Raw genomic sequence first — 20,975 nt, forward strand, 5'->3', positions numbered from 1 at the left:
AATTATGCACATATGCCAAAAATTAGAGCTGACTTTTATGGGTTATAAGGAGCTATTTTTACATGAGTTTGAAATCTGTTTTGAATCCCATACCTTACAAAACCTGCTGCGCTAATCTTGTGCGCACTGAAATCGAGCTGCACTTTATTGGTGCGTTTCTATGCCTTTATTTCTGACTGATTTAATCTTATTTGTTTTAAAACATAAGCTTACAAGTTTGGCCTGATGATTGAATTGTATTTGTAAACAAATATATAACAATCACACTTTTGGAGGTCGAGATGAAACTCGTCAGCGCTATCATCAAGCCGTTTAAATTGGATGATGTCCGAGAAGCTATTGCTGGAATGGGCATTGAAGGAATGACTGTAACTGAAGTTAAAGGTTTTGGTCGTCAAAAAGGACACACTGAGCTTTATCGTGGTGCAGAGTATCAAGTCGATTTTCTTCCTAAAGTAAAACTAGAAATTGCTACTAAAGCAGAAAATTTAGAAGTATTACTTGAAGCAATTACCACTGCGGCTCATACAGGCAAGATTGGTGATGGCAAAATTTTCGTAACTGATCTTGAACAAGCAATCCGTATTCGTACGGGTGAGCTTGATAACGAAGCACTATAAGGGGGCTGAAATGGAAGAGCTAGCAGCGTTAGGAACTACAGTCACTGAGTTACGTTTCGCATTAGATACGTTTTATTTTCTAATCTCAGGTGCATTAGTTATGTGGATGGCAGCAGGTTTTGCCATGCTTGAAGCGGGTTTAGTTCGCTCAAAAAATACCACAGAAATCTTAACTAAAAACGTATGTTTATATTCAATTGCCTGTGTGATGTACCTGTTAGTGGGTTACAACATCATGTATGTAGATAATGTTGAAGCAGGTTGGTTACCATCATTTGGTTCGCTAATCGGTTCACAAGCTGACGGTGCCGATCATGCGCTAGAATCTGATTTCTTTTTCCAAGTCGTCTTCGTTGCAACAGCAATGTCAATTGTATCTGGTGCGGTTGCTGAACGTATGAAACTTTGGTCTTTCCTACTTTTCTCTGTGGTATTAACAGCCGTTATTTACCCAATTGAAGGTTATTGGACATGGGGTGGTGGTTTCTTATCTGCTGCCGGTTTCGTTGACTTTGCTGGTAGTGGTATTGTGCATATGGCAGGTGCAGCGGCAGCAATCGCAGGTGTATTGTTACTAGGTGCTCGTAAAGGTAAATATAGCGCTAACGGTTCAGTTAACCCAATTCCTGGTTCTAATTTACCTATGGCTACGTTAGGTATGTTTATTTTATGGATGGGGTGGTTTGGTTTTAACGGTGGTTCACAGTTGTTAGTTTCTGATGCAGAAAATGCTTCAGCGGTTGCAAAAATCTTCGTTAACACTAACTCTGCAGCAGCATTTGGTGCAGTATCAGCGCTAATCGTTTGTAAGATTGTTTGGGGTAAAGCTGATTTAACTATGATTCTAAATGGTGCATTAGCAGGTCTGGTTGCTATTACAGCTGACCCATTATCACCTTCATTATTGATGGCAGCTGTGACAGGTATTGTTGCTGGTGGTGTGGTTATCTTCTCAATTGTTGGTTTTGACCGTATCAAAATTGATGACCCAGTAGGTGCAATTTCTGTTCATGGTGTATGTGGCTTCTTAGGCTTAATGCTAGTACCGCTTTCAAATGCTGATGCTAACTTTGGTGCTCAGTTATATGGCGCTGCAGTTATCTTTGCTTGGGTATTCGCTGCTTCTTTCGCTGTTTGGTTTGTACTGAAAGCGACTGTAGGCATTCGTGTTACTGAAGAAGAAGAGTATAACGGAATGGATGCTTCAGATTGTGGTGTTGATGCATACCCTGAGTTTGTTTCAATTAAATCAGCTGGATAATAAATGACTTAGTTTGAAATAGCTTAAAAAAGCAGAGCCTTAGTGCTCTGCTTTTTTGTTATACTCAAACTAGTATAAGCATTTAATTGGGCTTTGATATGAACAAGCTAGCTAAACTCATTACTATTATTAGTATGTCAGGATTGCTTTGGATCTTGTCTGCAGAAACTGCTCAGGCTGGTAAAGTGGTTGTGCGCAAAGCTTCTGAGCCATTTGATGCTTTTGCGATTAGAGATCAAGTTCAGCAAGAGCATCAATGGCAAGAAATGCTCCGTATGCAGCAGCAAATTCAAATACTACAGGCGCTACCCGTTGGCTGCTTACCTATAGCTGTCCCGTACCATTACTTTAACTGTTCTGGTAATGCTTATCGACCTTATCCTTATCAGGGCAAAGAGGTATTTATTCAAATTGATCAACCAAAAAATACTTCTAACCATCATTCAACTAATAAACCTAATTAGTCTGTTAATATTCACTCTAAGGTAAAATCGACTCAATAATTTCTGTCGTAAAAATTTGAAGTTTTATCTTCATTTTTAAGAAAACAGCGATAGTTTGACTTGTTTGTTAGATAAGTTTTGTAACGTTTAAGTGTCTCATTTTTTGCACTTGCATCTATGCTTAATAAAGGCATTAGCTGGAGCATAAAAATGTTACAAAAAAATGAAAGTACGATATTTATTTTTAGCGGGTCTTCAGCGCTTGCTAGGTTATTGATCCATAGCTTATATTTGTTGATTTTCTTATTCTCTTTTTCCATCATTTCAGGTTGTAGAAGCACATCACAAGCAAAAAATACCGCGAAAGCCAGTTCACTTTTTAGCGACAGTGACTTTACTGCTGTCGCCATTCCTGAAACAGATGCCATATTTGAGCTCCCCGAAGAAATGGTAAATGACATAAGGAGACAGTATGCGCGATCTGCTGGGATCACTGGTGAGAAAATGCCTGTCAATAAATGGTTAGCAGAATATATCAATGCTCAAAACGGTGGCTTTGAGTATCGCGATCATTACACCAGAATGGCTAGCGTAACCGCACAGGAGCGTGCTGGAAATTGCATGTCGCTGGTGGTGTTGTCGACAGCTATCGCAGATGTGCTTGATGTACCTGTTAAATATCAAGATATTGATGTTGAGCCTATCTGGGATAGACGGGGTGGTTTTTATCTAGTGAATGGTCACGTGAACATGAAGCTCCTTCACCGTGACCAAGCGAATACGTTCAGTATGAGAGGTTCAGAGATATTAGTAGATTTTTTACCTGAAAGATCTGTTAGAGCTTATAGAGTAAAACAGATAAACAAACAGACTTTAGCTGGAATGTATTTTAATAATGTCGCAGCAGAAGCACTGGTTAAAAATCAATACGATCTTGCTTATGCGTTGGCTAAAAGGGCTATTGAACTGGATCCCTATTATGTAAATAGCATTAATACGTTAGCCGTGATTTATCGTCATAAAGGCATGGATGAGTTAGCTGAAAAAGCTTATCGACATGTACTTCAGTTAGAGTCTAAAAATATTACCACTTTATATAATTTAGCTATCATCCTAGGCGAGCAAGATAGATTAGAGGAGTGGCAACAAGTTCATAAAGTGCTGGAGCTCGCACGTATTAATAATCCATTTTATTATTTTGATATGGCTCAACAAGCCTACTTTGAAAAGCAATATCAAGAGGCATTAGTATGGTATAAGCGTGCTGTGGACAGAGCAGATTACCGTCATGAGTTTTATTTTGGATTATCACGTGCCTATTGGGCAACGGGTGATGAAAGACGAGCGAAGAAGAATATGGAAAAAGCACTCGATCTAAGTATCGATCAAACGAATCAAAATCGATACAAAGGGAAGCTTCAAGCCATGATGCGGCATTAGTTCTAACACTTTTAGTCATCATCCATTAGCTTCAACATAGAAAACCATTTTCAGATAGCGCTGAAAATGGTTTTTTATTTTCGTCTCAAAGCACGCCTGAAAGTATCTCGGTTAACCGAAATAAATGAATTTATTAGTTATTTTAAAATGTTAATTTTAAAGTTATTTATTAACAGTGATTTATACTCATAAATTAGATAAAACCATAGATTGAGTGAATTATTGTATGGTACTGTTTGAATTATAAAGCTGTGCGTTATGCTTTACTGCCAACCTTTAAGTTTGGCATAAATAAACTGTTTGCTGGAGCTGTATAAAATATGTATTACCAAAATGATGACGTTAGAATTGATGAGATAAAAGAACTATTGCCTCCAATCGCTATTTTAGAGCGATTTCCGGCGTCAGAAACGGCATCAGCAACCGTGTTTAATGCTCGTGATGGTATTCACCGTATCTTAAATCGCCAAGATGATCGTTTGTTGGTTGTGATTGGTCCTTGCTCAATTCACGATCCTGTAGCTGCTTTAGATTATGGTAAGCGTTTAATAACCTTGCGTGAACAATACAAAGAGCAACTTGAAATTGTTATGCGTGTTTATTTTGAAAAGCCTCGCACTACAGTGGGCTGGAAAGGCTTAATCAACGACCCATACATGGATAATAGCTTTAAGCTAAATGATGGTTTAAGAACGGCACGTAAGTTATTGGTTGATTTGAATGAATCAGGTATTCCAACTGCGGGTGAGTTTCTCGATATGATCACGCCTCAATATGTGGCTGATATGATGTGTTGGGGAGCAATTGGTGCTCGAACCACTGAGTCACAAGTGCATCGAGAACTTGCGTCGGGTTTATCAAGCCCGGTTGGATTTAAAAACGGCACCGACGGTACAATCAAAGTCGCTATCGATGCAATTGGTGCTGCCAGTGCCCCGCATCATTTCTTATCTGTGACCAAATTTGGTCATTCAGCGATTGTATCGACTAAAGGCAACTCTGATTGCCATATTATTTTACGTGGTGGTAAGGCTCCTAACTACAGCGAAGGTGACGTGACTAAAATTGAGGCCCAGTTAGATAAAGCTAAGCTGCCAAAGAACATTATGATTGATTTCAGTCATGCTAATAGTAGTAAAGATTATAAAAAGCAGATGCTTGTTGCTGAAGATGTTGCAGGACAAATTAGTGCAGGTAACCAAAATATTTTTGGTGTGATGGTTGAGAGTAACATTGAAGAAGGCCGTCAGGACCTTGTTGTCGGAAAAGAGCTTTGTTACGGACAAAGTATTACAGATGCGTGTATCGGCTGGAGCGACACTGAAAAGTTGCTTGCTACATTGAGTGACAGCGTACTTAAAAGACGTGGCTAATCATTAATTCAATAGGCTATCTAATATTCGGATTCAGTTGCAAAAATAAGGCGCTATTTAGCGCCTTATTTATTTGTTGGTATTGGCTAAATACTCATTGGCTTTAGCTAGGCTTCCAAATGCCGAAATTAGATTGTTCCTTCCTTTATCTTGAAGTTCAGGGTTACCTGATTCAATCATCATCCATACCCATGTTTGTATTAGTTGTAATGGTGGGTGCTGAACTTTTGCTGCGTCTAACATGTTGCTTCCTTTGAACGGGGAAAATGTTAATGGCTAGTATAATCCGCCAAAAAGTATCCAATAAAGAGTATCAAATTCTCTTTGGTTGCTGAACTAGAAACACGCGATTATTTGCTTATTTATTGAATTATTTTATTAAAACTAGCCTTTATAACTACTTAAATTGGCTAAAAGTAATTCTAAAGTATTATTTATTGCTCGGTTTGCTATTAAAATGCATTAAAAATGATGTGTGCATGACCAATGTTTATCGACGTTTATTGATTTTAAATAAATATTACCTCAGTGAAAAAGTGTTAACTTAATGTTGATGTGATGATTGTAAATAAGGCTTCTTGGCTATTTTGTTGAAGTGAATATAATTTTTAATTGGTGGAAATAAATGAGACCGTCGGCATATTTTGATGGACCAGTAGGTAAGCTGAACTGGAAAGTCGTGAGATTATTGTGGCCTTACCTATTCGAGTTCAAAGGTCGTATTGCATTGGCCATGTTATGCCTAATTGTCGCCAAGCTTGCCAGCGTAGGTTTACCATTCATCTTAAAGGATTTAGTCGATAGCTTAGATGGGCAAAAGACGGCTGCGTTAGTTGGAGTTCCTGTTGCATTAGTTATCGCCTATGGCTCAGTCAGATTTCTAAATGTCATTATCGGAGAGATAAGGGATACGCTGTTTGGACGTGTTACTGAACGCGCAATAAGGCGATTAGGCTTGGCGGTTTTTGAGCATTTACATCGCTTGGATCTCGACTTTCATTTAGACCGCAGAACCGGTGGCTTATCAAGAGACATTGAACGTGGCACCAGCGGCATCAGTTTTTTGATGCGTTTTATGGTGTTCAATATCGTACCAACCTTACTCGAAATCAGTTTAGTTATTATTATTTTCTTTTTTAATTATGGTATCGGCTTTGCTCTAATCACACTAGTTGCCGTAGTGGCCTATATTGGCTACTCAGTAGTGGCAACAGAGTGGCGAACAGGGTTTGTTCGTGATGCTGCTAATGCAGACTCTTTATCAAATACCCGTGCAGTAGATAGCTTACTAAACTATGAGACCGTTAAATATTTTAATAATGAACTTTATGAATCAGAGCGTTATGACTCTGCGCTAGATCAATGGGAAGTGGCTAAACGCAAAAATCGTCTGTCTCTATTTGCTTTGAATGCAGGTCAAGCGCTGATTATCGCCATAGCGATGACGTCAATGATGTGGCTGGCGGCCTACGAGGTTACTGAGGCTAATATGACTTTAGGTGACTTTGTATTGATTAATGCGTTTATGATGCAGTTATTTATCCCACTTAACTTCCTCGGTTTTGTTTATCGCGAAATTCGTGGTGCTTTGGCTAATATTGAGCGCATGTTTGGTTTATTGGATAAAGTGCCAGCCATTCAAGATACGCCGCATGCATCGGATGTGGTGCCAACAAAAGGCGAGTTATCTTTTAATCATGTTTGCTTTAATTACGATGAAAGACCGATATTAAAAGATGTCAGTTTTACCATTCCAGCTAGGCAAAAAGTGGCTGTTGTGGGGGAAAGCGGTGCAGGTAAATCAACCTTAATTAAATTGCTGTTTCGATTTTATGATGTTGACAGTGGTACAGTGACAATTGATGGGCAAGATATTAAACAGCTAACTCAACAAGCATTAAGGAAATCTATTGCTATTGTGCCGCAAGATACTGTGCTTTTTAACGACACCATTTATAACAATATTCTTTATGGCAGGCCTTCAGCAAGCGTTGATGAGCTCAAAGAAGCTGTTAAATTAGCTAACTTAACCGACTTTATTGAATCTTTACCTAATCAATGGGAAACCAAAGTGGGTGAGCGCGGGTTAAAATTATCTGGTGGGGAGAAGCAAAGGGTATCCATTGCTCGAGCTATTTTAAAATCAGCACCCATTCTAGTATTTGATGAAGCGACGTCCTCATTGGACAGTAAATCGGAACAAGCCATTTTGACGGCATTGAAAGAAGCTGAAAAAGGACATACTAGTCTCGTGGTTGCCCACCGTTTATCGACCATTATTGATGCAGATAAAATTGTGGTTTTGAGCCAAGGGAAAATTGCGGAACAAGGCACGCATCAGGGCTTATTAGACCAAAATGGCGTGTATGCAAAACTGTGGCGAATCCAAAATGAGCAAACAATCACACTTTGAAGTGCTGCTTGTAGATGTTTTCTCTCTTTGATAGTGCAGTTTTTGTGTATAATTAACTTTAATTGCCTGGAAAGGATTGAGATCGTTTAGGTAAATAGGAAATTATCAGGTAATTAAGCCTAAATATGGAGGTCGTTAGTGCAAAACATTTCTTTAATAGCAGCCTTAGAGGGTACACAACATAAAGTGACCACAGATTGGTTTGCAATTATGGCTACGCTTGAGAAGCGAGAAATGAATCAAGATGAACTACAGTCTGTCTATGATGAATTATGCGCAGGTTTGATTGTAACTACCCGTGGGCTAACACTTGCAAAAATAAACGATAACGAAAGCGAAGACAGTTTATTGAAAGCAGACGATAGCGCGGCAGATATTTTGGTGTAACTTTCTTTGGATAAGCCGTCCCTGTAATGGAGATATCCAATGATTCTAATGTGACTCAAAAGGCACATAAAAAAAGCAATCAGATGATTGCTTTTTTGTTACCTAAAAATCGGATTGATATACGCTTACCGTATGTGTAAAGATATTTTTTGAGAATATCTATCTTGTGTTTATCTATTTTTAGACCAGCTATTGCAGACCATTGTAATCATCGAAGTACTACTAACATCTTCAATCAATCGGGTGATTTTCCCTTGCTCAAAGCACACCTTTTCACCTTCAATCTCAGAAAGTTTTTCGCAGTTACTGCACGTTAGTGACATTGATTTATGACTCCCGCTGGATGTCATAATCGAATTTTCAGTTTTCAAAGTAAGCCCCTAAATGTGCTCTGTGTCACAATTTTACACCTATTATAAAAATAGTCCAAAGTAATCGCTTGTCAATATATTAGCAATTGGTCTAATAGTTTTTACTAATTTAACTATTTACTCTAAAATTATTCTTGCCTGTAAGCGGTTTATTTCGCTTATTAATACTGTCGATAAAATTTATCTAACGAGATAGAAATACCGCTTTCTGTAACAATTCTTGCGTGATGGCGAGTTAATTGTCTTGGTTCACTGACACCGCATGAGTGAGCAATAATTTTTAAATCATGATGAAGTGAACGATTATAGTTGGCGACTCTTGCTGATTTATTACGCGGGTCTAATCCTTGTTGTAGATGTTTGTTATGGGTGGTAATACCTGTAGGGCAGGTGTCTTTATTGCATTGCAGTGCTTGGATACAGCCTAGCGCAAACATATTCCCGCGGGCTGATGCGATAAAATCAGCGCCTGTGGCTAATGCCCATGCGACTTGAGAAGGTAAAACCATCTTGCCGCTAGCAATAACTTTGATCCTTTGCTTTAAGGCTTTTTGTCTCAGTAGGTTAATGACAATCGGTAAGCTTTCTTTAATTGGTAAGCCCACATGATCCATCAAGGCTTGTGGCGCAGCGCCAGTACCTCCCTCCGCACTGTCTAGAGTAAAAAAGTCAGGAGCATGTTCAACTCCCCGCTGATTAATCTCTTCACATAAATCAATTAACCATTGCTCGTCACCTAACACAGCTTTAATTCCAGTGGGTTTTCCTGTTACTGCTCGGACATGATTTATCATATCGAGGATATCTGCCACATTGTTAAACTCAGCATGGCCATTAGGACTAATAGAGTCTTGCCCAACTGGAATACCGCGGATCGCAGCAATCTCTTTTGTTACTTTAACCCCAGGTAAAATACCTCCCTTACCGGGTTTAGCGCCTTGGCTGAGCTTTATTTCAAACATCTTCACATTGTCATGAGCCGCAACTGCTTTTAACTTTTCATCGTCTAACTTGCCATTTTTATCTCGAACACCATATTTAGCAGTACCTATTTGAAACACTAAATCACAATTGCCCTTTAAGTGATGCTCACTTAATCCACCTTCACCAGTGTTTAGCCAGCAACCCGCTTGTGCAGCACCGTGCGACAAGGCGGTGACAGCAGGGCGAGATAAAGCCCCAAAGCTCATGGCTGAAATATGGCAAACAGTTGATGTTTGATATGGAGTTTCGCACTCTGCACCGATAGTGACTGTTTTGTCGCTATGTTGATCTGAATCGTATTTGGGAAAGGCTGCATTTAAAAACATCACTGTGCCAGTTTTATCGTGCGCTTGAGTTGAGCCGAAAGAAATGGTGCGATCGATATTTTTAGCTGCGCGATATATCCAGCTACGTTCAGCGCGATTAAAGGGCAGCTCTTCTCTGTCTTGAGCAAAGAAGTATTGTCTAAAAAATTCGCCTTGCTTTTCGAACAGGTATCGAAAACGGCCAATCACAGGGTAGTTATGACGAATTGCTTGTTTAGTTTGAAGTTTATCGGCGATATACATATAAATAATTGCAATAACACCAAACGCAATACAGGCTAAGAATAATCCTGTAAAAATTTCTAAACCGACAATAAACCAATGTGGTTGCATTTTTGTTCCTTAAAAATGTTCCTTGGGCCTTTATCGCAACCCGTATTTATTAGTGATTGATAGTAGCTAAATTGTTTACTTCTTGACTATCATTATTATGGATGAACCCATGCGCTTGTTCTAGGTCATTTAAGGCATGTGTTATGTGTGCAAATATATTCGACCTAAACTTTATGCTTTAAATTTAGGGTTTAACTTTAGGTCTGAAGATTATGGTCGATAACTAAGTTATCCTCAATTGTACATACTTTAACCGGAGCTGATGATGGAGTTATATAACCCAACGCAATTAAATGCCAAAGCAAATAATCGTCAACAATTAACTGATGATACCTCTGCTGATAAAAGTGCTTCATCCCAGCAAACTGATAAAGTTTCAATTAGCCAAGTGAGCAGAGAGCTTAAAAATAGCAGTATTTTGGCGGCACAAGAACAAGTCAGTATCGCAGCAGGCGATCAATCTATGGCGTTATTATATCGTGCAGCCATAGATGCAATTAATGTTGAACTTGCGCCTTCAATGGGTGAAAACGCCATACAGAAAGCAGCTGAGAGTGATGTGGATTATTCGCCAGAAGCAACGGCAGAGCGTATAGTCAGTTTTGCGACTAACTTTTTTTCAGTGCATCAGCAACAAAATAGCCAAATGGAATTTACTGAGCAATTAGATAGCTTTATGGAGAAGATTTCAGGTGCGATAGATCAAGGCTTTAAAGAAGCAAGCGAGATACTATCGGGGTTAAAGGTGCTTGAAGGAGACATTGCTGCAGGAGTTGAGCAAACTTATAGCTTGATACAAGCTGGGCTTGAAGCCTTTAAAGAAAATACAACTCCGCCGCAAGCAGACTGAGCACAGTGAATTTATGCATCTAAGATTGAAGGAATAGCTTATGTGGACAACGGGTACCGTCATTGAACGTATTGAATGGAATGAGAAGTTATTCTCGCTGCGCATCAAAGCCGATGTTGAACCATTTATTGCTGGACAGTTTATTAAATTAAGCCAGATCCGAGATGAAAAGCGTATTGCGCGCGCCTACTCTGTTGTTAATCCACCGGGTAAAGATTATGTCGAAGTGCTAGCTGTGGCTGTGGAAGACGGTCAGTTATCGCCTGATCTGCAAGCGCTTAACATTGGCGATAGCATTGAAGTAAGTACAAAAGCTGCAGGCTTTATGACACTAGATGAAATCCCTACTGGGGCGCTACAAGGCCCGCATTTATGGTTTCTAGCGACAGGAACTGCTGTTGGTCCTTTTATCTCAATGATGGAAACTGAAGAGCCATGGCAGCGATTTGATAAAGTAGTGTTGGTATATGGAGTTAGGTTGATTGAAGATTTGGCATATTTACCAGAATTAACCGCGCTACAAGAAAAGTTTCCCACCCAATTTGTGTTTATTCCTTCAGTGACCCGTGAAAGTTATGACGGTGGCCTTTCATGCCGTATTCCTGATGGATTGCAAAGTGGTATTCTTGAGCAAACAGCAGGCGTTGCCTTAAATCCAGAAAACTCACAAGTTATGATTTGTGGTAATCCCGGTATGATTACTGATGCGCAAACGGCATTAAATGAGAAGGGGTTAGTTAAAAATTTACGTCGTGCACCAGGTCAAATTACCGTAGAGAAATATTGGTAGCCATCTTTAAAAAGCTGTACGGAATAGAAACTGTACAGCTTTTAACATCATAATCACCGTAAACCTTTCTAAATAACCTAGGTTGTAGACATAAACAACACTTGCTCCTTAAGCAGTGATCTATTATCCTTTCCGCAATTGATAATTATTATCATTTCCATAAGCAATTACTTAACCAATCTGTTCAATATTATTAAGTAATGCCAAGCCAAGGAGAATTTGGAATGAAATCGTTTAAAAGTCTAGCATTGTTAGGTTTAGCTACTGTGTCATCAATGGGTTCAATCGCTGCAACAGCCGCTGATGATCTTACTGTTTATTCATACCGACAAGCTTTTCTTGTTGAGCCGATTTTAGAGCAATTCACCAAAGATACTGGTATCAAAGTCAATGTGGTATTTGCTAAAGACGGTATAGCAGAACGTATTGCTCGTGAAGGTCGTCTTTCACCTGCTGATGTGGTTCTCACATCGGATTTTTCTCGCTTAATGGAACTGGTTGATAAAAATCTTGTTGTTGATGTTGATAGCGACACTCTCAATAATAATATTCCTGAGCAATATCGTTCGCCTGAAAATGACTGGTATGCTCTGACTATGCGTGTTCGTAACGTTTACTCTTCTAAAGATCGTGTAGGTAAGCTTGACTTAAGCTATGAAGATTTAGCGTCAGAAGAGTACAAAGGTAAAATCTGTACTCGTAGCTTCAAGCACCCTTATAATATCGCATTAGTTGCTTCTATGATTGCTCACCATGGTGAAGCTGAAACGAAAACATGGCTTGAAGGTGTAAAAGCTAATTTAGCACGCAAGCCACAAGGTAATGACCGCGCTCAAGTTAAAGCTGTTAAAGAAGGCCTATGTGATGTTGCTATTGGTAACAGCTACTACTTCGGTAAAATGATGACAGATCCTAAGCAAAAAAGCTGGGCTGAAGCGGTATACATTAACTTCCCTAATCAGAAAAATCGTGGCTCTCACATCAATGTTTCAGGAATGGCATTAGCTAAGTTTGCACCAAACAAAGATAATGCGATAAAATTAATGGAATTTTTATCGTCTGATGTAGCTCAAAAATCTTACGCAGAAGTTAACATGGAATATCCAGTTAAAGCGGATGTAACACCTTCTGACATGGTAGCTTCATGGGGAGACTTCAAAGCTGATAGTCTGCCAATCTTCAAGCTAGCAGAAAATCATCAAGCTGCAGTGAAGTTACTTGATGAAGTAAAATTTGATCTGTAAGGATGCTTTATCTCGCCCTATGGTAGTCATGGGGCACTGACTGGAAAGTATTTATGATCTTAGGCTTAACCAGAAGCTGGTCGCTCGCTGGTTATGCGATTGCGGTAATATTAATATTGCCGCTTTTTGCACTTTTAGTACAAGCTACACTACCTGACGAAGCTGTTTTTAGTCATCTAATTGATACCGTTTTACCTACCTATATCAGTAACAGCTTGTTGCTGATGTTGCAGGTCTGTCTCGGTTCTTTGGTTATTGCTGTTCCTGCAGCATGGTTGGTGGCAAGGTGTGATTTCCCTGGCCGCCGCTATTTCCAATGGGCGCTGTTACTGCCTTTGGCCATGCCAGCCTATATTGTTGCTTATGTTTATACTGACATGCTCGATTATGCAGGGCCTGTGCAGCGCTTTTTAAGACAAGCATTTAGTTGGACTTCCCCTCAAGATTACTATTTCCCTGATATTCGTAGTTTAAGCGGCGCAGCAGTCATGCTGTCCTTGGTATTATTTCCTTATATTTATTTGTTGGCCCGTACTGCTTTTATGGAGCAATCCTCAAGCTTATTACATGCCTCACGTATTATGGGTTGTAGCCCATGGCAAAGCTTTTGGCGTCTAGGTTTACCTATGGCAAGGCCTGCTTTGGCTGTTGGGATGGCATTGGTAGCAATGGAAACCGCTGCCGACTTTGCTACTGTGAGTTACTTTGCCGTACCGACTTTAACTACCGCTGTATATGACACTTGGCTTGGATATGGAAGTTTGTCCGCAGCAGCTAAACTCTCAGCCATCATGTTATTAGTGATTTTCGCTATGGTTGGCTTCGAGCGTTTCGCTCGCCGCAAACAAGAGTTATTTCAAAAGCAATCACGTTTAACTGAATCTGATCGTTATCACTTATCAGGCTTTAAAGCATGGTTATCATTTGGCTATTGCAGCTTGCTCATTGTGCTAGCTTTTTTACTGCCGTTTACTGTGCTTGCGGGTTATGCCGTCGACTACTTCGACGAGAGTTGGAATAGCCGCTTCTGGCAATACAGCTTTAATAGCTTATACATTGCAGCTGTGGTGAGTTTTATTTGTGTTGTGCTGGCATTAGTGATGATGTTTATCAGGCGTGTTAGTCCGCGTAAAAGTGACATCTTACCTTCAAGGTTGAGCAGTACTGGTTACGCAATACCTGGCACAGTTTTAGCCATTGGGGTGTTAGTGCCGCTAACCTATTTGGATTTCGCTATTAACGATATCTATGACTACTTTGATGCTCGTGGTCCAGGCTTGCTATTTACCGGTAGTGTCTTTGCACTGATTTTTGCTTTTTGTGTCCGTTTTGTCGCGATTTCAATTGGCAGTATTGAAAACAGTTATAAGCGTATTTCGCCTTCACTAGATATGGCGAGCATTACCATGGGACAAAAACCAAGACAGTTATTATGGCGAGTTCATTTACCTTTATTGCGTAAAGGTATTTTTGCTGGTGCGCTGTTAGTGTTCATTGAAAGTATGAAAGAGCTGCCAGCAGCACTATTATTACGTCCAATTGGTTTTGAAAACCTTGCAACCCATGTCTTCCAATTCGTTTCAGATGAGCAACTTGAACATGGCGCGCTCGCGGCAATTGTGATTGTTCTTGTTGGACTTATCCCGTTGATTTATCTTAACCGTTCTTTGGAGCAAGAGAGCTAATATGTCCACATTGACCATTAAAAATGTAAAAAGTGACTACCAAGAACAGGTGATTCTTAATGGGTTAAACCTGACGTTAGAGCAAGGTGAAATAGTAGCTCTGTTAGGCCCTAGTGGCTGCGGTAAAACCACTTTGCTTCGTGCAATTGCCGGTCTACAAGCGATCAGTGAAGGTAGTATAGCGATTAATGGTCAAACGCTTAGTGCTGATGACGTATTCGTACCAAGTGAAAAACGTGGCATAGGGATGATTTTCCAAGACTACGCTTTATTTCCTCATTTAACCGTAAGTGACAATATTTTATTTGGCGTTAAAGGTTTAACGGATAAAGAGCGCTGTGAGCGTCTTGATGATATGTTGCAATTGGTAAAACTTGAAGGACTTGGTAAACGTTACCCACACGAGTTATCGGGGGGGCAGCAGCAAAGGGTATCTATTGCTCGTGCACTGGCTTACCAACCTGAGTTGTTATTGCTTGATGAACCATTTTCTAATATCGACTCGCAAGTGCGCAGTGAAATGATGTTAGAAATCAGACAAATTCTCAAACAGCGCAATGTTAGTGCGGTTTTTGTAACGCACAGCAAAGATGAAGCCTTTGTGTTTGCCGATAAATTGGCACTCTTTAAACAAGGTGGCATTGTTCAACATGGTTTAGCTGAAGAGTTATATGGTGAGCCCAATGAACGTTATGTGGCTGAGTTTTTGGGTGAAGGTAACTACATTACGGTAACGATTAAAAGTACGACACAGATATCCTCAGTTTTAGGGTTAATTGAAAGCACTACAGTCCTTAATCATCCTCTTAATAGTCAAGGTGAGTTGTTATTAAGACCACAACAGATTGACTTACAACCTGCCGCTCAAGGACATGGCGAAATTGTTGAGCGTCGTTTTCTGGGTACAATTTGTCATTATTGGGTTAAAGTAGGGTTACAAACGCTCGAAGTGAGAAGTCAATTAACGACGTTGACACTTGGCCAAAAAGTTAACCTATCAGTATCGGCGCATCCGTTAGTGATATTTTAGTGATTTAAGTCAAAGTTGGTTAATAATTGCTTAGAGCGTAAGGAATAATTTGCTTAATTACCTTACACTATTTTAATCTTATTATTGTTAAAGGTGATTGATTCCAAAATGGAAACACAGAATATGCCTCGTGAACAGTTAGGAGTTTGTGCTGAAGGGAATTTGCATAGCGTCTACTTGATGTTCAATGTAAATGACGGCGTTGAAGCCCAACTACGCCCTTGTTTAGCCAATGTTGCTCAATATATTTATGAGCTATCAGATCAATATGCAGACAGTGCTTTTAATGGCTTCGTCGCAATAGGTGCTAACTATTGGGACACCATTTTTGGCGACCAACGTCCTGCGCAACTTCGTCCTTTTCCTGCTATGAGTGAAGGTAATCGTGACGCGCCAGCGATAGAATATGATTTGTTTATGCATATTCGCTGTGATCGTTATGACATCTTACATTTGGTTGCCAACGAAATCAGCCAAATGTTTGAAGGTTTAGTTGAGTTAATCGAAGAAGAACGCGGTTTTAGATTTATGGACAGCCGTGATTTAACCGGCTTTGTCGATGGCACAGAAAACCCGAAAGGGCGTAGCCGTCAAGATGTTGCTTTAGTGGCAGATGAGGATATCTCATTTAAAGGTGGTAGTTATGTTCATGTGCAAAAATATGCGCATAACTTAAGTAAATGGAACCGTCTACCGCAGAAGAAGCAAGAAGATATTATCGGTCGTACTAAGCAAGATGATATTGAATATGCATCAGAAGATAAGCCATTAACCAGCCATATCAAGCGAGTTAATCTAAAAGATGCTGATGGTAAGTCGATGGAGATTTTGCGTCAAAGTATGCCGTTTGGTTCGCTAAAAGAGCAAGGTTTGATGTTTATCTCTACTTGCAACAAGCCGACTCACTTTGAAGAAATGCTTCGTAGCATGGTACATGGTGATGGTCACGGTAATCATGATCACTTGATGCAGTTCACTAAAGCATTAACCGGTTCATCATTCTTTGCGCCTTCGTTAGACTTTTTAGCACAGTTTGCTAACGACTAATCTCATTGTAATGGCACAAGCCATCACATAAATTTGAGACATAAAAAAGCAATGCCTAGGCATTGCTTTTTTATTGGCTGATACTCGCAAACATGCAGGTATTAATTACGAAAATGGTTCATAACAGCTATTCGTAAAAGCTACTCGTAAAAGCTACTCACTATAGTTAAATAGTGACTTAACCGTTTCAAGCGTATCATCAATAGTCTTAATGCTAGATGGACAGATGAAAATTGTGTCATCTCCGGCAATGGTACCTAAAATTCCTTCAGGCTTACCTATTGAGTCTAGCAAACGAGCGATTAACTGTGCAGCGCCCGGGCTGGTGCGAACCACTATCATAGCTTGGTTATGATCAACGTCTAACACTAAGTTTTTGACTGGGCTACCTGCAGTAGGCACACCTAACTCAGCAGGTAAACAATACACCATTTCTTGCTTGGCATTACGGGTACGAACAGCACCGAACTTGCTCAGCATACGCGAAACTTTTGATTGGTTGATATTGCCAAACCCTTCCGCCTGCAGCGCATTAACTATCTCACTTTGGCTTCCAAAGCGCTCTTCCTTTAGTATCGACTTAAACGTTCTAACGAGTTCATCCTGATTCTTGGTCGCTGGCATATTTTTTTCGTCTTATTAGTAATTTTTAAAATGAATACAATATATTCACAAAACGGGTTCATTTTGAATATATAAACAACACAAGTCAAGAAATAAGCTAAATTGGTGAATAAAAATTCACTTTACAGTGTAAGTGGGTAAATCAGTGATTATTTATATACATATCATAGAATAAGTTAATTGCTTTACTCCACTAAGGGATAATTGAAATTGTGTCGCTGATGCAGTAATGTGACGCCACAAGAAATATGATCTATGTCACAGACTGCGAATCATAAACTTAGAAGTCAAACACTAGAACGTTATTGGAGATAATTATGAAAGTAGCTGTACTTGGTGCTGCTGGCGGTATTGGCCAGGCCCTAGCTTTACTATTAAAAACTCAACTTCCAGCAGGCTCAAAGTTGTCTCTGTATGACATTGCTCCTGTTACTCCAGGTGTTGCTGTTGATTTAAGCCACATCCCAACAGACGTTGAAGTGGCTGGTTTTGCAGGTGAAGATCCAACTCCTGCACTAGTTGATGCTGATGTTGTTCTTATTTCAGCGGGTGTTGCACGTAAGCCTGGTATGGATCGTTCAGATCTTTTCAATATCAATGCTGGTATCGTACGTAACCTCATTGAAAAAGTAGCAGCAACTTGCCCTAAAGCCTTAATTGGTGTGATCACAAACCCAGTGAACACAACGGTTGCTATCGCTGCAGAAGTGCTTAAAAAAGCAGGTGTTTACGATAAGAATCGTTTATTCGGTGTGACTACACTGGATGTTATCCGCTCTGAAACTTTCATCGCAGATCTTAAAGGTCTAAACGTTGCTGACGTTAACATTAACGTTATTGGCGGCCACAGTGGTGTGACTATTCTTCCACTTCTTTCACAGGTTGAAGGCGTAAGCTTTACTGATGAAGAAGTTGCTGCATTAACCACTCGTATCCAAAATGCTGGTACTGAAGTTGTTGAAGCTAAAGCGGGTGGCGGTAGTGCGACACTTTCAATGGGTCAAGCGGCATGTCGTTTCGGCCTATCTTTAGTTCGTGGTCTTCAAGGTGAAGCGAACGTTGTTGAATGTGCATACGTAGATGGCGGCAGTGAACATGCTGAATTCTTCGCGCAACCAGTTGTACTTGGTAAAAACGGCGTAGAAAAAGTATTAGCTTACGGTGAAGTAAGTGCTTTTGAAGCGAATGCTCGTGATGCAATGCTTGATACATTAAAAGGCGATATCAACCTAGGTGTTGAATTCGTTAAATAAACCACTTGGTTTTTTAACTTTAAAAGCGAAGCCTTGAGCTTCGCTTTTTTGTGCCTGCTATCTAATTGATCATCAAATAGCCAATTTACCAGTTAATCGTTTTTCCTTGCCAATCTAAAAATTCAGCTTTGCAATCAAAGACCAGTTGTTGATGAGTCTTCATTAATTGTTTAGCGACAAATCCTGCTGTGAATAATTTACCCTCAGGTACATTTGCTTGAAAAGGTTTAGATAGCTCGGTATCGGTAGTACCTGGATGAAAGGCAATGAGTTTGACGTTTTTGGCCCTGCGAGCATATTCAATTGCTGTGGTTTTAAGTAACATATTCAAGGCAGCTTTTGATGCGCGATAGCTATACCACCCACCTAAATGGTTGTCACTAATACTGCCCACTCTGGCACTTAATACACTGATAACACAATTTTGTTTGCTATTAACCACAGTCGCTAACTGTTGCAACCACAGCATGGGTACTATGGCGTTTGAGTGAAACAAAGCCTGCATTGATTCAGGATTTATTTCTTCTAAGCGCTTTTCTGGGCTTATTGCGGTTTCATCTTCAGTATTTACAGAATGCAGTCTGCCATTGCAAATAAACACTTTGACCAAGTAGCCTTTGATTGATGATAAATCTTGGCAAACATTGGCAATGCTTTGCGCTGAATAATTACAAACCTTATGTACGTGATTGATGTCATTGCCGTGGTTTCCGCTGAGGTTACTGTTCTCATTTTGGCTAATGGTTATGATCTGCTCTATATCAACATCCTCAATAAGTTCATCAACGATGGCATTGGCAATGCCGGAAGATGAACCAATAATTACGGCAGAATTGACGGGCTTTAGCACGAGATTATTCATACTTATTGTAATTACTCATAATTATTTTAGGTTACAACTGCCAGTTTCGCAGCGTTGTTGACCGGTTAATAAGTAAGATATTTTATACCGGTTTTTGGCAAAGCCACGATATGCCACATCGGCAAAGGGTTTAATACAAGGTAACCTCAGTAGTTGTATCCATTTATGTTTACCCGTTAATGCCCAAGCTTTGGCGGTAACGTCAAGGCCACGTAATATTTCACCTGTATTGGTTTCTGCGTGCAAAATAGAATTGGCAACTGCAAGATCGATATGAGGATACTTTTGCTCGAAGCCTTCTTGGTTTAAATCAGCAAGCTCAATTTTGTGTAGGCGGTCGTGCTTCTTAAGCTGCTGCATCTCATTGCTACACAATGGACAAGCGCTATCATAAAAAATACGTAACTCCATAGTACTGCCTCGACTTGTTTTGATTAGAAAGTATTACGCCGAATATCACAGAATGGATCTTTTATGTGTGCTTTCGCACCTATTCTGAGGTGTAATTGAGTGTTAGTATCAAACTAATTGCACACTTTTGATGGAACAAAATATGAAGAAACTCAGCCAGTTTACTTCTTTTTTATTGTTAACCTCCGCTGTTATTTCTAGCACCTTTATTAATATTGCCGTTGCCGAAGATGCCAACGAAGTCTCAAATACAGTGATCCCACGGCCAGTTAAAGTTATCCAAGTTGATGTTGGTACCGAATATCGTGAGCGTTTCTTACCCGGTGAAGTGAAAGCATCTGACAAAGCGGCATTATCTTTTAGAGTGGCTGGTGAGATTGCACAGATATTAGTGAGACCTGGAGACCCTGTTGAACCTGGCGATATTTTAGCTATTTTAGACAGTGATATATACCAGCAACAACTCGCAGTAGCGCAGGCACAGTATGAGTTGGCTAAAGTGTTATTTGAGCGGAATGAGTCACTGGTTGAACAGGGCGTGGTATCACGTAATGATTATGATCAAGCTAAAAGTGATTACACTATTGCACAAGCTGCATTAGACAAAGCCAAAACAGATGTCACTTACACTAAGCTCAGAGCGCCGTATCAAGGGGTGATATCTAAACGTAATAAGCGTGAATTTGAATTTGTACAAGCCCAAGAAGAAGTCATGGGCATCCGTACAGATTCCGCTGCTGATATTAGCTTTCAGTTACCTGAGCAGTTCATTGGCTTTTTACAAAAGTCGGATAAAAGTCTAGAAGATATTGATAATATAGAAGTTAAATTTGATAGCCGCGAGCAATGGTATCCTGCTCGTTTAAAAGAGCTCAATACTGTAGCTGACCCCACCACCAGTAGTTACACCATTATCTTAACGCTGCCTATGCCAGAGGAGTTGAATGTCCTACCTGGAATGTCAGCACGAGTTAAAGTTAAGTTGCCCGCAAGAACAGCCGATGCCCATCCGAAAATCCCCAAAGGCGCAGTGGTCCAAGAAAAACAACAAGCCTATGTATTTACTTGGTCACCGACTCAGCAACGAGTCAAAAAGGTACCTGTTACCTTACAGGGAACTCGGATGATGTCAGGGCTAAATGATGGTGATTGGCTCGTCGTCGCAGGAGCCGCTGAGCTTAAAGATGGCCAAGCTGCGGTGAAGTGGATTAAAGAGCGAGGGCTATAA

The 20,975-nt window shown here is 40.0% G+C and carries 20 protein-coding genes; 15 read left to right on the forward strand and 5 right to left on the reverse strand.

The features are described from left to right. Positions 1-281: 281 nt before the first annotated feature. The 5 genes from K5Q58_RS08165 (at position 282) to aroG (ending at position 5,137) form a co-directional block, all read left to right on the forward strand. Positions 282-620: a P-II family nitrogen regulator gene (locus tag K5Q58_RS08165; RefSeq protein ID WP_220753452.1), complete on the forward strand. Its 339-nt coding sequence runs from the start codon at positions 282-284 to the stop codon at positions 618-620. Between the two features lie 10 nt (positions 621-630). Beyond that, complete coding sequence (locus K5Q58_RS08170; RefSeq protein WP_220753453.1) at positions 631-1,881, forward strand: ammonium transporter; 1,251 nt, start codon at positions 631-633, stop codon at positions 1,879-1,881. Between the two features lie 98 nt (positions 1,882-1,979). Beyond that, complete coding sequence (locus tag K5Q58_RS08175; protein ID WP_259651288.1) at positions 1,980-2,345, forward strand: hypothetical protein; 366 nt, start codon at positions 1,980-1,982, stop codon at positions 2,343-2,345. Between the two features lie 189 nt (positions 2,346-2,534). Then, the gene (locus K5Q58_RS08180) at positions 2,535-3,764 is read left to right on the forward strand and encodes a tetratricopeptide repeat protein (RefSeq protein WP_220753454.1); all 1,230 of its coding nucleotides are present in this window, start codon (positions 2,535-2,537) and stop codon (positions 3,762-3,764) included. 320 nt (positions 3,765-4,084) lie between these two features. Further along, positions 4,085-5,137 carry a 3-deoxy-7-phosphoheptulonate synthase AroG gene (gene aroG / locus K5Q58_RS08185; RefSeq protein ID WP_220753455.1) on the forward strand — a complete coding sequence of 351 codons (1,053 nt, stop codon included), beginning with the start codon at positions 4,085-4,087 and terminating at the stop codon, positions 5,135-5,137. Between the two features lie 69 nt (positions 5,138-5,206). On the opposite strand, the gene K5Q58_RS08190 is transcribed toward aroG, so the two are convergent. Further along, the gene (locus K5Q58_RS08190; RefSeq protein WP_102528249.1) at positions 5,207-5,380 is read right to left on the reverse strand and encodes a hypothetical protein; all 174 of its coding nucleotides are present in this window, start codon (positions 5,378-5,380) and stop codon (positions 5,207-5,209) included. 382 nt (positions 5,381-5,762) lie between these two features. On the opposite strand from K5Q58_RS08190, the gene K5Q58_RS08195 reads away from it, so the two are divergent. Together K5Q58_RS08195 and K5Q58_RS08200 are read left to right on the forward strand one after the other, a co-directional pair. Beyond that, positions 5,763-7,550 (forward strand): ABC transporter ATP-binding protein/permease, encoded by a 1,788-nt coding sequence (locus tag K5Q58_RS08195; RefSeq protein WP_220753456.1) that lies wholly within the window; start codon positions 5,763-5,765, stop codon positions 7,548-7,550. Positions 7,551-7,688: 138 nt separating this feature from the next. Beyond that, complete coding sequence (locus K5Q58_RS08200; RefSeq protein ID WP_153912714.1) at positions 7,689-7,937, forward strand: hypothetical protein; 249 nt, start codon at positions 7,689-7,691, stop codon at positions 7,935-7,937. A gap of 532 nt (positions 7,938-8,469) precedes the next feature. Here K5Q58_RS08200 and K5Q58_RS08205 read toward each other — a convergent pair. Then, positions 8,470-9,951, reverse strand: coding sequence for an FMN-binding glutamate synthase family protein (locus K5Q58_RS08205; protein WP_220753457.1), 1,482 nt, complete (start codon positions 9,949-9,951; stop codon positions 8,470-8,472). Between the two features lie 265 nt (positions 9,952-10,216). On the opposite strand from K5Q58_RS08205, the gene K5Q58_RS08210 reads away from it, so the two are divergent. The 6 genes from K5Q58_RS08210 (at position 10,217) to K5Q58_RS08235 (ending at position 16,597) form a co-directional block, all read left to right on the forward strand. Then, positions 10,217-10,801: a DUF5610 domain-containing protein gene (locus tag K5Q58_RS08210; RefSeq protein ID WP_220753458.1), complete on the forward strand. Its 585-nt coding sequence runs from the start codon at positions 10,217-10,219 to the stop codon at positions 10,799-10,801. A 40-nt stretch (positions 10,802-10,841) separates the two neighbouring features. After that, the gene (locus tag K5Q58_RS08215) at positions 10,842-11,591 is read left to right on the forward strand and encodes a ferredoxin--NADP reductase (protein ID WP_220753459.1); all 750 of its coding nucleotides are present in this window, start codon (positions 10,842-10,844) and stop codon (positions 11,589-11,591) included. A gap of 224 nt (positions 11,592-11,815) precedes the next feature. After that, a complete protein-coding gene (locus K5Q58_RS08220) occupies positions 11,816-12,835 on the forward strand; it encodes a Fe(3+) ABC transporter substrate-binding protein (protein WP_220753460.1) in 1,020 nt (339 codons plus the stop codon). Positions 12,836-12,888: 53 nt separating this feature from the next. Continuing rightward, on the forward strand, positions 12,889-14,520 hold the full coding sequence (locus K5Q58_RS08225; RefSeq protein ID WP_220753461.1) for an iron ABC transporter permease: 1,632 nt from the start codon (positions 12,889-12,891) through the stop codon (positions 14,518-14,520). A 1-nt stretch (position 14,521) separates the two neighbouring features. Next, the gene (locus tag K5Q58_RS08230; protein WP_220753462.1) at positions 14,522-15,550 is read left to right on the forward strand and encodes an ABC transporter ATP-binding protein; all 1,029 of its coding nucleotides are present in this window, start codon (positions 14,522-14,524) and stop codon (positions 15,548-15,550) included. A gap of 108 nt (positions 15,551-15,658) precedes the next feature. Beyond that, the gene (locus tag K5Q58_RS08235) at positions 15,659-16,597 is read left to right on the forward strand and encodes a Dyp-type peroxidase (RefSeq protein ID WP_220753463.1); all 939 of its coding nucleotides are present in this window, start codon (positions 15,659-15,661) and stop codon (positions 16,595-16,597) included. A 153-nt stretch (positions 16,598-16,750) separates the two neighbouring features. On the opposite strand, the gene argR is transcribed toward K5Q58_RS08235, so the two are convergent. Beyond that, a complete protein-coding gene (gene argR / locus K5Q58_RS08240) occupies positions 16,751-17,221 on the reverse strand; it encodes a transcriptional regulator ArgR (protein ID WP_153912722.1) in 471 nt (156 codons plus the stop codon). A 317-nt stretch (positions 17,222-17,538) separates the two neighbouring features. On the opposite strand from argR, the gene mdh reads away from it, so the two are divergent. Further along, positions 17,539-18,474: a malate dehydrogenase gene (gene mdh / locus K5Q58_RS08245; RefSeq protein WP_220753464.1), complete on the forward strand. Its 936-nt coding sequence runs from the start codon at positions 17,539-17,541 to the stop codon at positions 18,472-18,474. Positions 18,475-18,559: 85 nt separating this feature from the next. Here mdh and K5Q58_RS08250 read toward each other — a convergent pair whose 3' ends face one another. Next, the gene (locus K5Q58_RS08250; RefSeq protein ID WP_220753465.1) at positions 18,560-19,336 is read right to left on the reverse strand and encodes an SDR family NAD(P)-dependent oxidoreductase; all 777 of its coding nucleotides are present in this window, start codon (positions 19,334-19,336) and stop codon (positions 18,560-18,562) included. Positions 19,337-19,357: 21 nt separating this feature from the next. Further along, positions 19,358-19,747 carry a thiol-disulfide oxidoreductase DCC family protein gene (locus K5Q58_RS08255; RefSeq protein WP_220753466.1) on the reverse strand — a complete coding sequence of 130 codons (390 nt, stop codon included), beginning with the start codon at positions 19,745-19,747 and terminating at the stop codon, positions 19,358-19,360. Positions 19,748-19,889: 142 nt separating this feature from the next. On the opposite strand from K5Q58_RS08255, the gene K5Q58_RS08260 reads away from it, so the two are divergent. Continuing rightward, complete coding sequence (locus tag K5Q58_RS08260) at positions 19,890-20,975, forward strand: efflux RND transporter periplasmic adaptor subunit (RefSeq protein WP_220753467.1); 1,086 nt, start codon at positions 19,890-19,892, stop codon at positions 20,973-20,975.

The sequence above is a fragment of the Shewanella sp. KT0246 genome (genome assembly GCF_019654955.1).
Taxonomy (GTDB): Bacteria; Pseudomonadota; Gammaproteobacteria; order Enterobacterales; family Shewanellaceae; genus Shewanella; species Shewanella goraebulensis.

Excerpts from the sequence above, each read along its gene's own strand:
- K5Q58_RS08180 (WP_220753454.1), top strand. The coding sequence starts at position 2,535 with ATGTTACAAAAAAATGAAAGTACGATATTTATTTTTAGCGGGTCTTCA.
- K5Q58_RS08175 (WP_259651288.1), top strand. The coding sequence starts at position 1,980 with ATGAACAAGCTAGCTAAACTCATTACTATTATTAGTATGTCAGGATTG.
- K5Q58_RS08165 (WP_220753452.1), top strand. The coding sequence starts at position 282 with ATGAAACTCGTCAGCGCTATCATCAAGCCGTTTAAATTGGATGATGTC.
- K5Q58_RS08255 (WP_220753466.1), bottom strand. The coding sequence starts at position 19,747 with ATGGAGTTACGTATTTTTTATGATAGCGCTTGTCCATTGTGTAGCAAT.
- K5Q58_RS08250 (WP_220753465.1), bottom strand. The coding sequence starts at position 19,336 with ATGAATAATCTCGTGCTAAAGCCCGTCAATTCTGCCGTAATTATTGGT.
- mdh (WP_220753464.1), top strand. The coding sequence starts at position 17,539 with ATGAAAGTAGCTGTACTTGGTGCTGCTGGCGGTATTGGCCAGGCCCTA.
- aroG (WP_220753455.1), top strand. The coding sequence starts at position 4,085 with ATGTATTACCAAAATGATGACGTTAGAATTGATGAGATAAAAGAACTA.
- K5Q58_RS08220 (WP_220753460.1), top strand. The coding sequence starts at position 11,816 with ATGAAATCGTTTAAAAGTCTAGCATTGTTAGGTTTAGCTACTGTGTCA.
- K5Q58_RS08190 (WP_102528249.1), bottom strand. The coding sequence starts at position 5,380 with ATGTTAGACGCAGCAAAAGTTCAGCACCCACCATTACAACTAATACAA.
- K5Q58_RS08170 (WP_220753453.1), top strand. The coding sequence starts at position 631 with ATGGAAGAGCTAGCAGCGTTAGGAACTACAGTCACTGAGTTACGTTTC.
- K5Q58_RS08205 (WP_220753457.1), bottom strand. The coding sequence starts at position 9,951 with ATGCAACCACATTGGTTTATTGTCGGTTTAGAAATTTTTACAGGATTA.
- K5Q58_RS08210 (WP_220753458.1), top strand. The coding sequence starts at position 10,217 with ATGGAGTTATATAACCCAACGCAATTAAATGCCAAAGCAAATAATCGT.
- K5Q58_RS08195 (WP_220753456.1), top strand. The coding sequence starts at position 5,763 with ATGAGACCGTCGGCATATTTTGATGGACCAGTAGGTAAGCTGAACTGG.
- argR (WP_153912722.1), bottom strand. The coding sequence starts at position 17,221 with ATGCCAGCGACCAAGAATCAGGATGAACTCGTTAGAACGTTTAAGTCG.
- K5Q58_RS08230 (WP_220753462.1), top strand. The coding sequence starts at position 14,522 with ATGTCCACATTGACCATTAAAAATGTAAAAAGTGACTACCAAGAACAG.
- K5Q58_RS08215 (WP_220753459.1), top strand. The coding sequence starts at position 10,842 with ATGTGGACAACGGGTACCGTCATTGAACGTATTGAATGGAATGAGAAG.
- K5Q58_RS08260 (WP_220753467.1), top strand. The coding sequence starts at position 19,890 with ATGAAGAAACTCAGCCAGTTTACTTCTTTTTTATTGTTAACCTCCGCT.
- K5Q58_RS08225 (WP_220753461.1), top strand. The coding sequence starts at position 12,889 with ATGATCTTAGGCTTAACCAGAAGCTGGTCGCTCGCTGGTTATGCGATT.
- K5Q58_RS08235 (WP_220753463.1), top strand. The coding sequence starts at position 15,659 with ATGGAAACACAGAATATGCCTCGTGAACAGTTAGGAGTTTGTGCTGAA.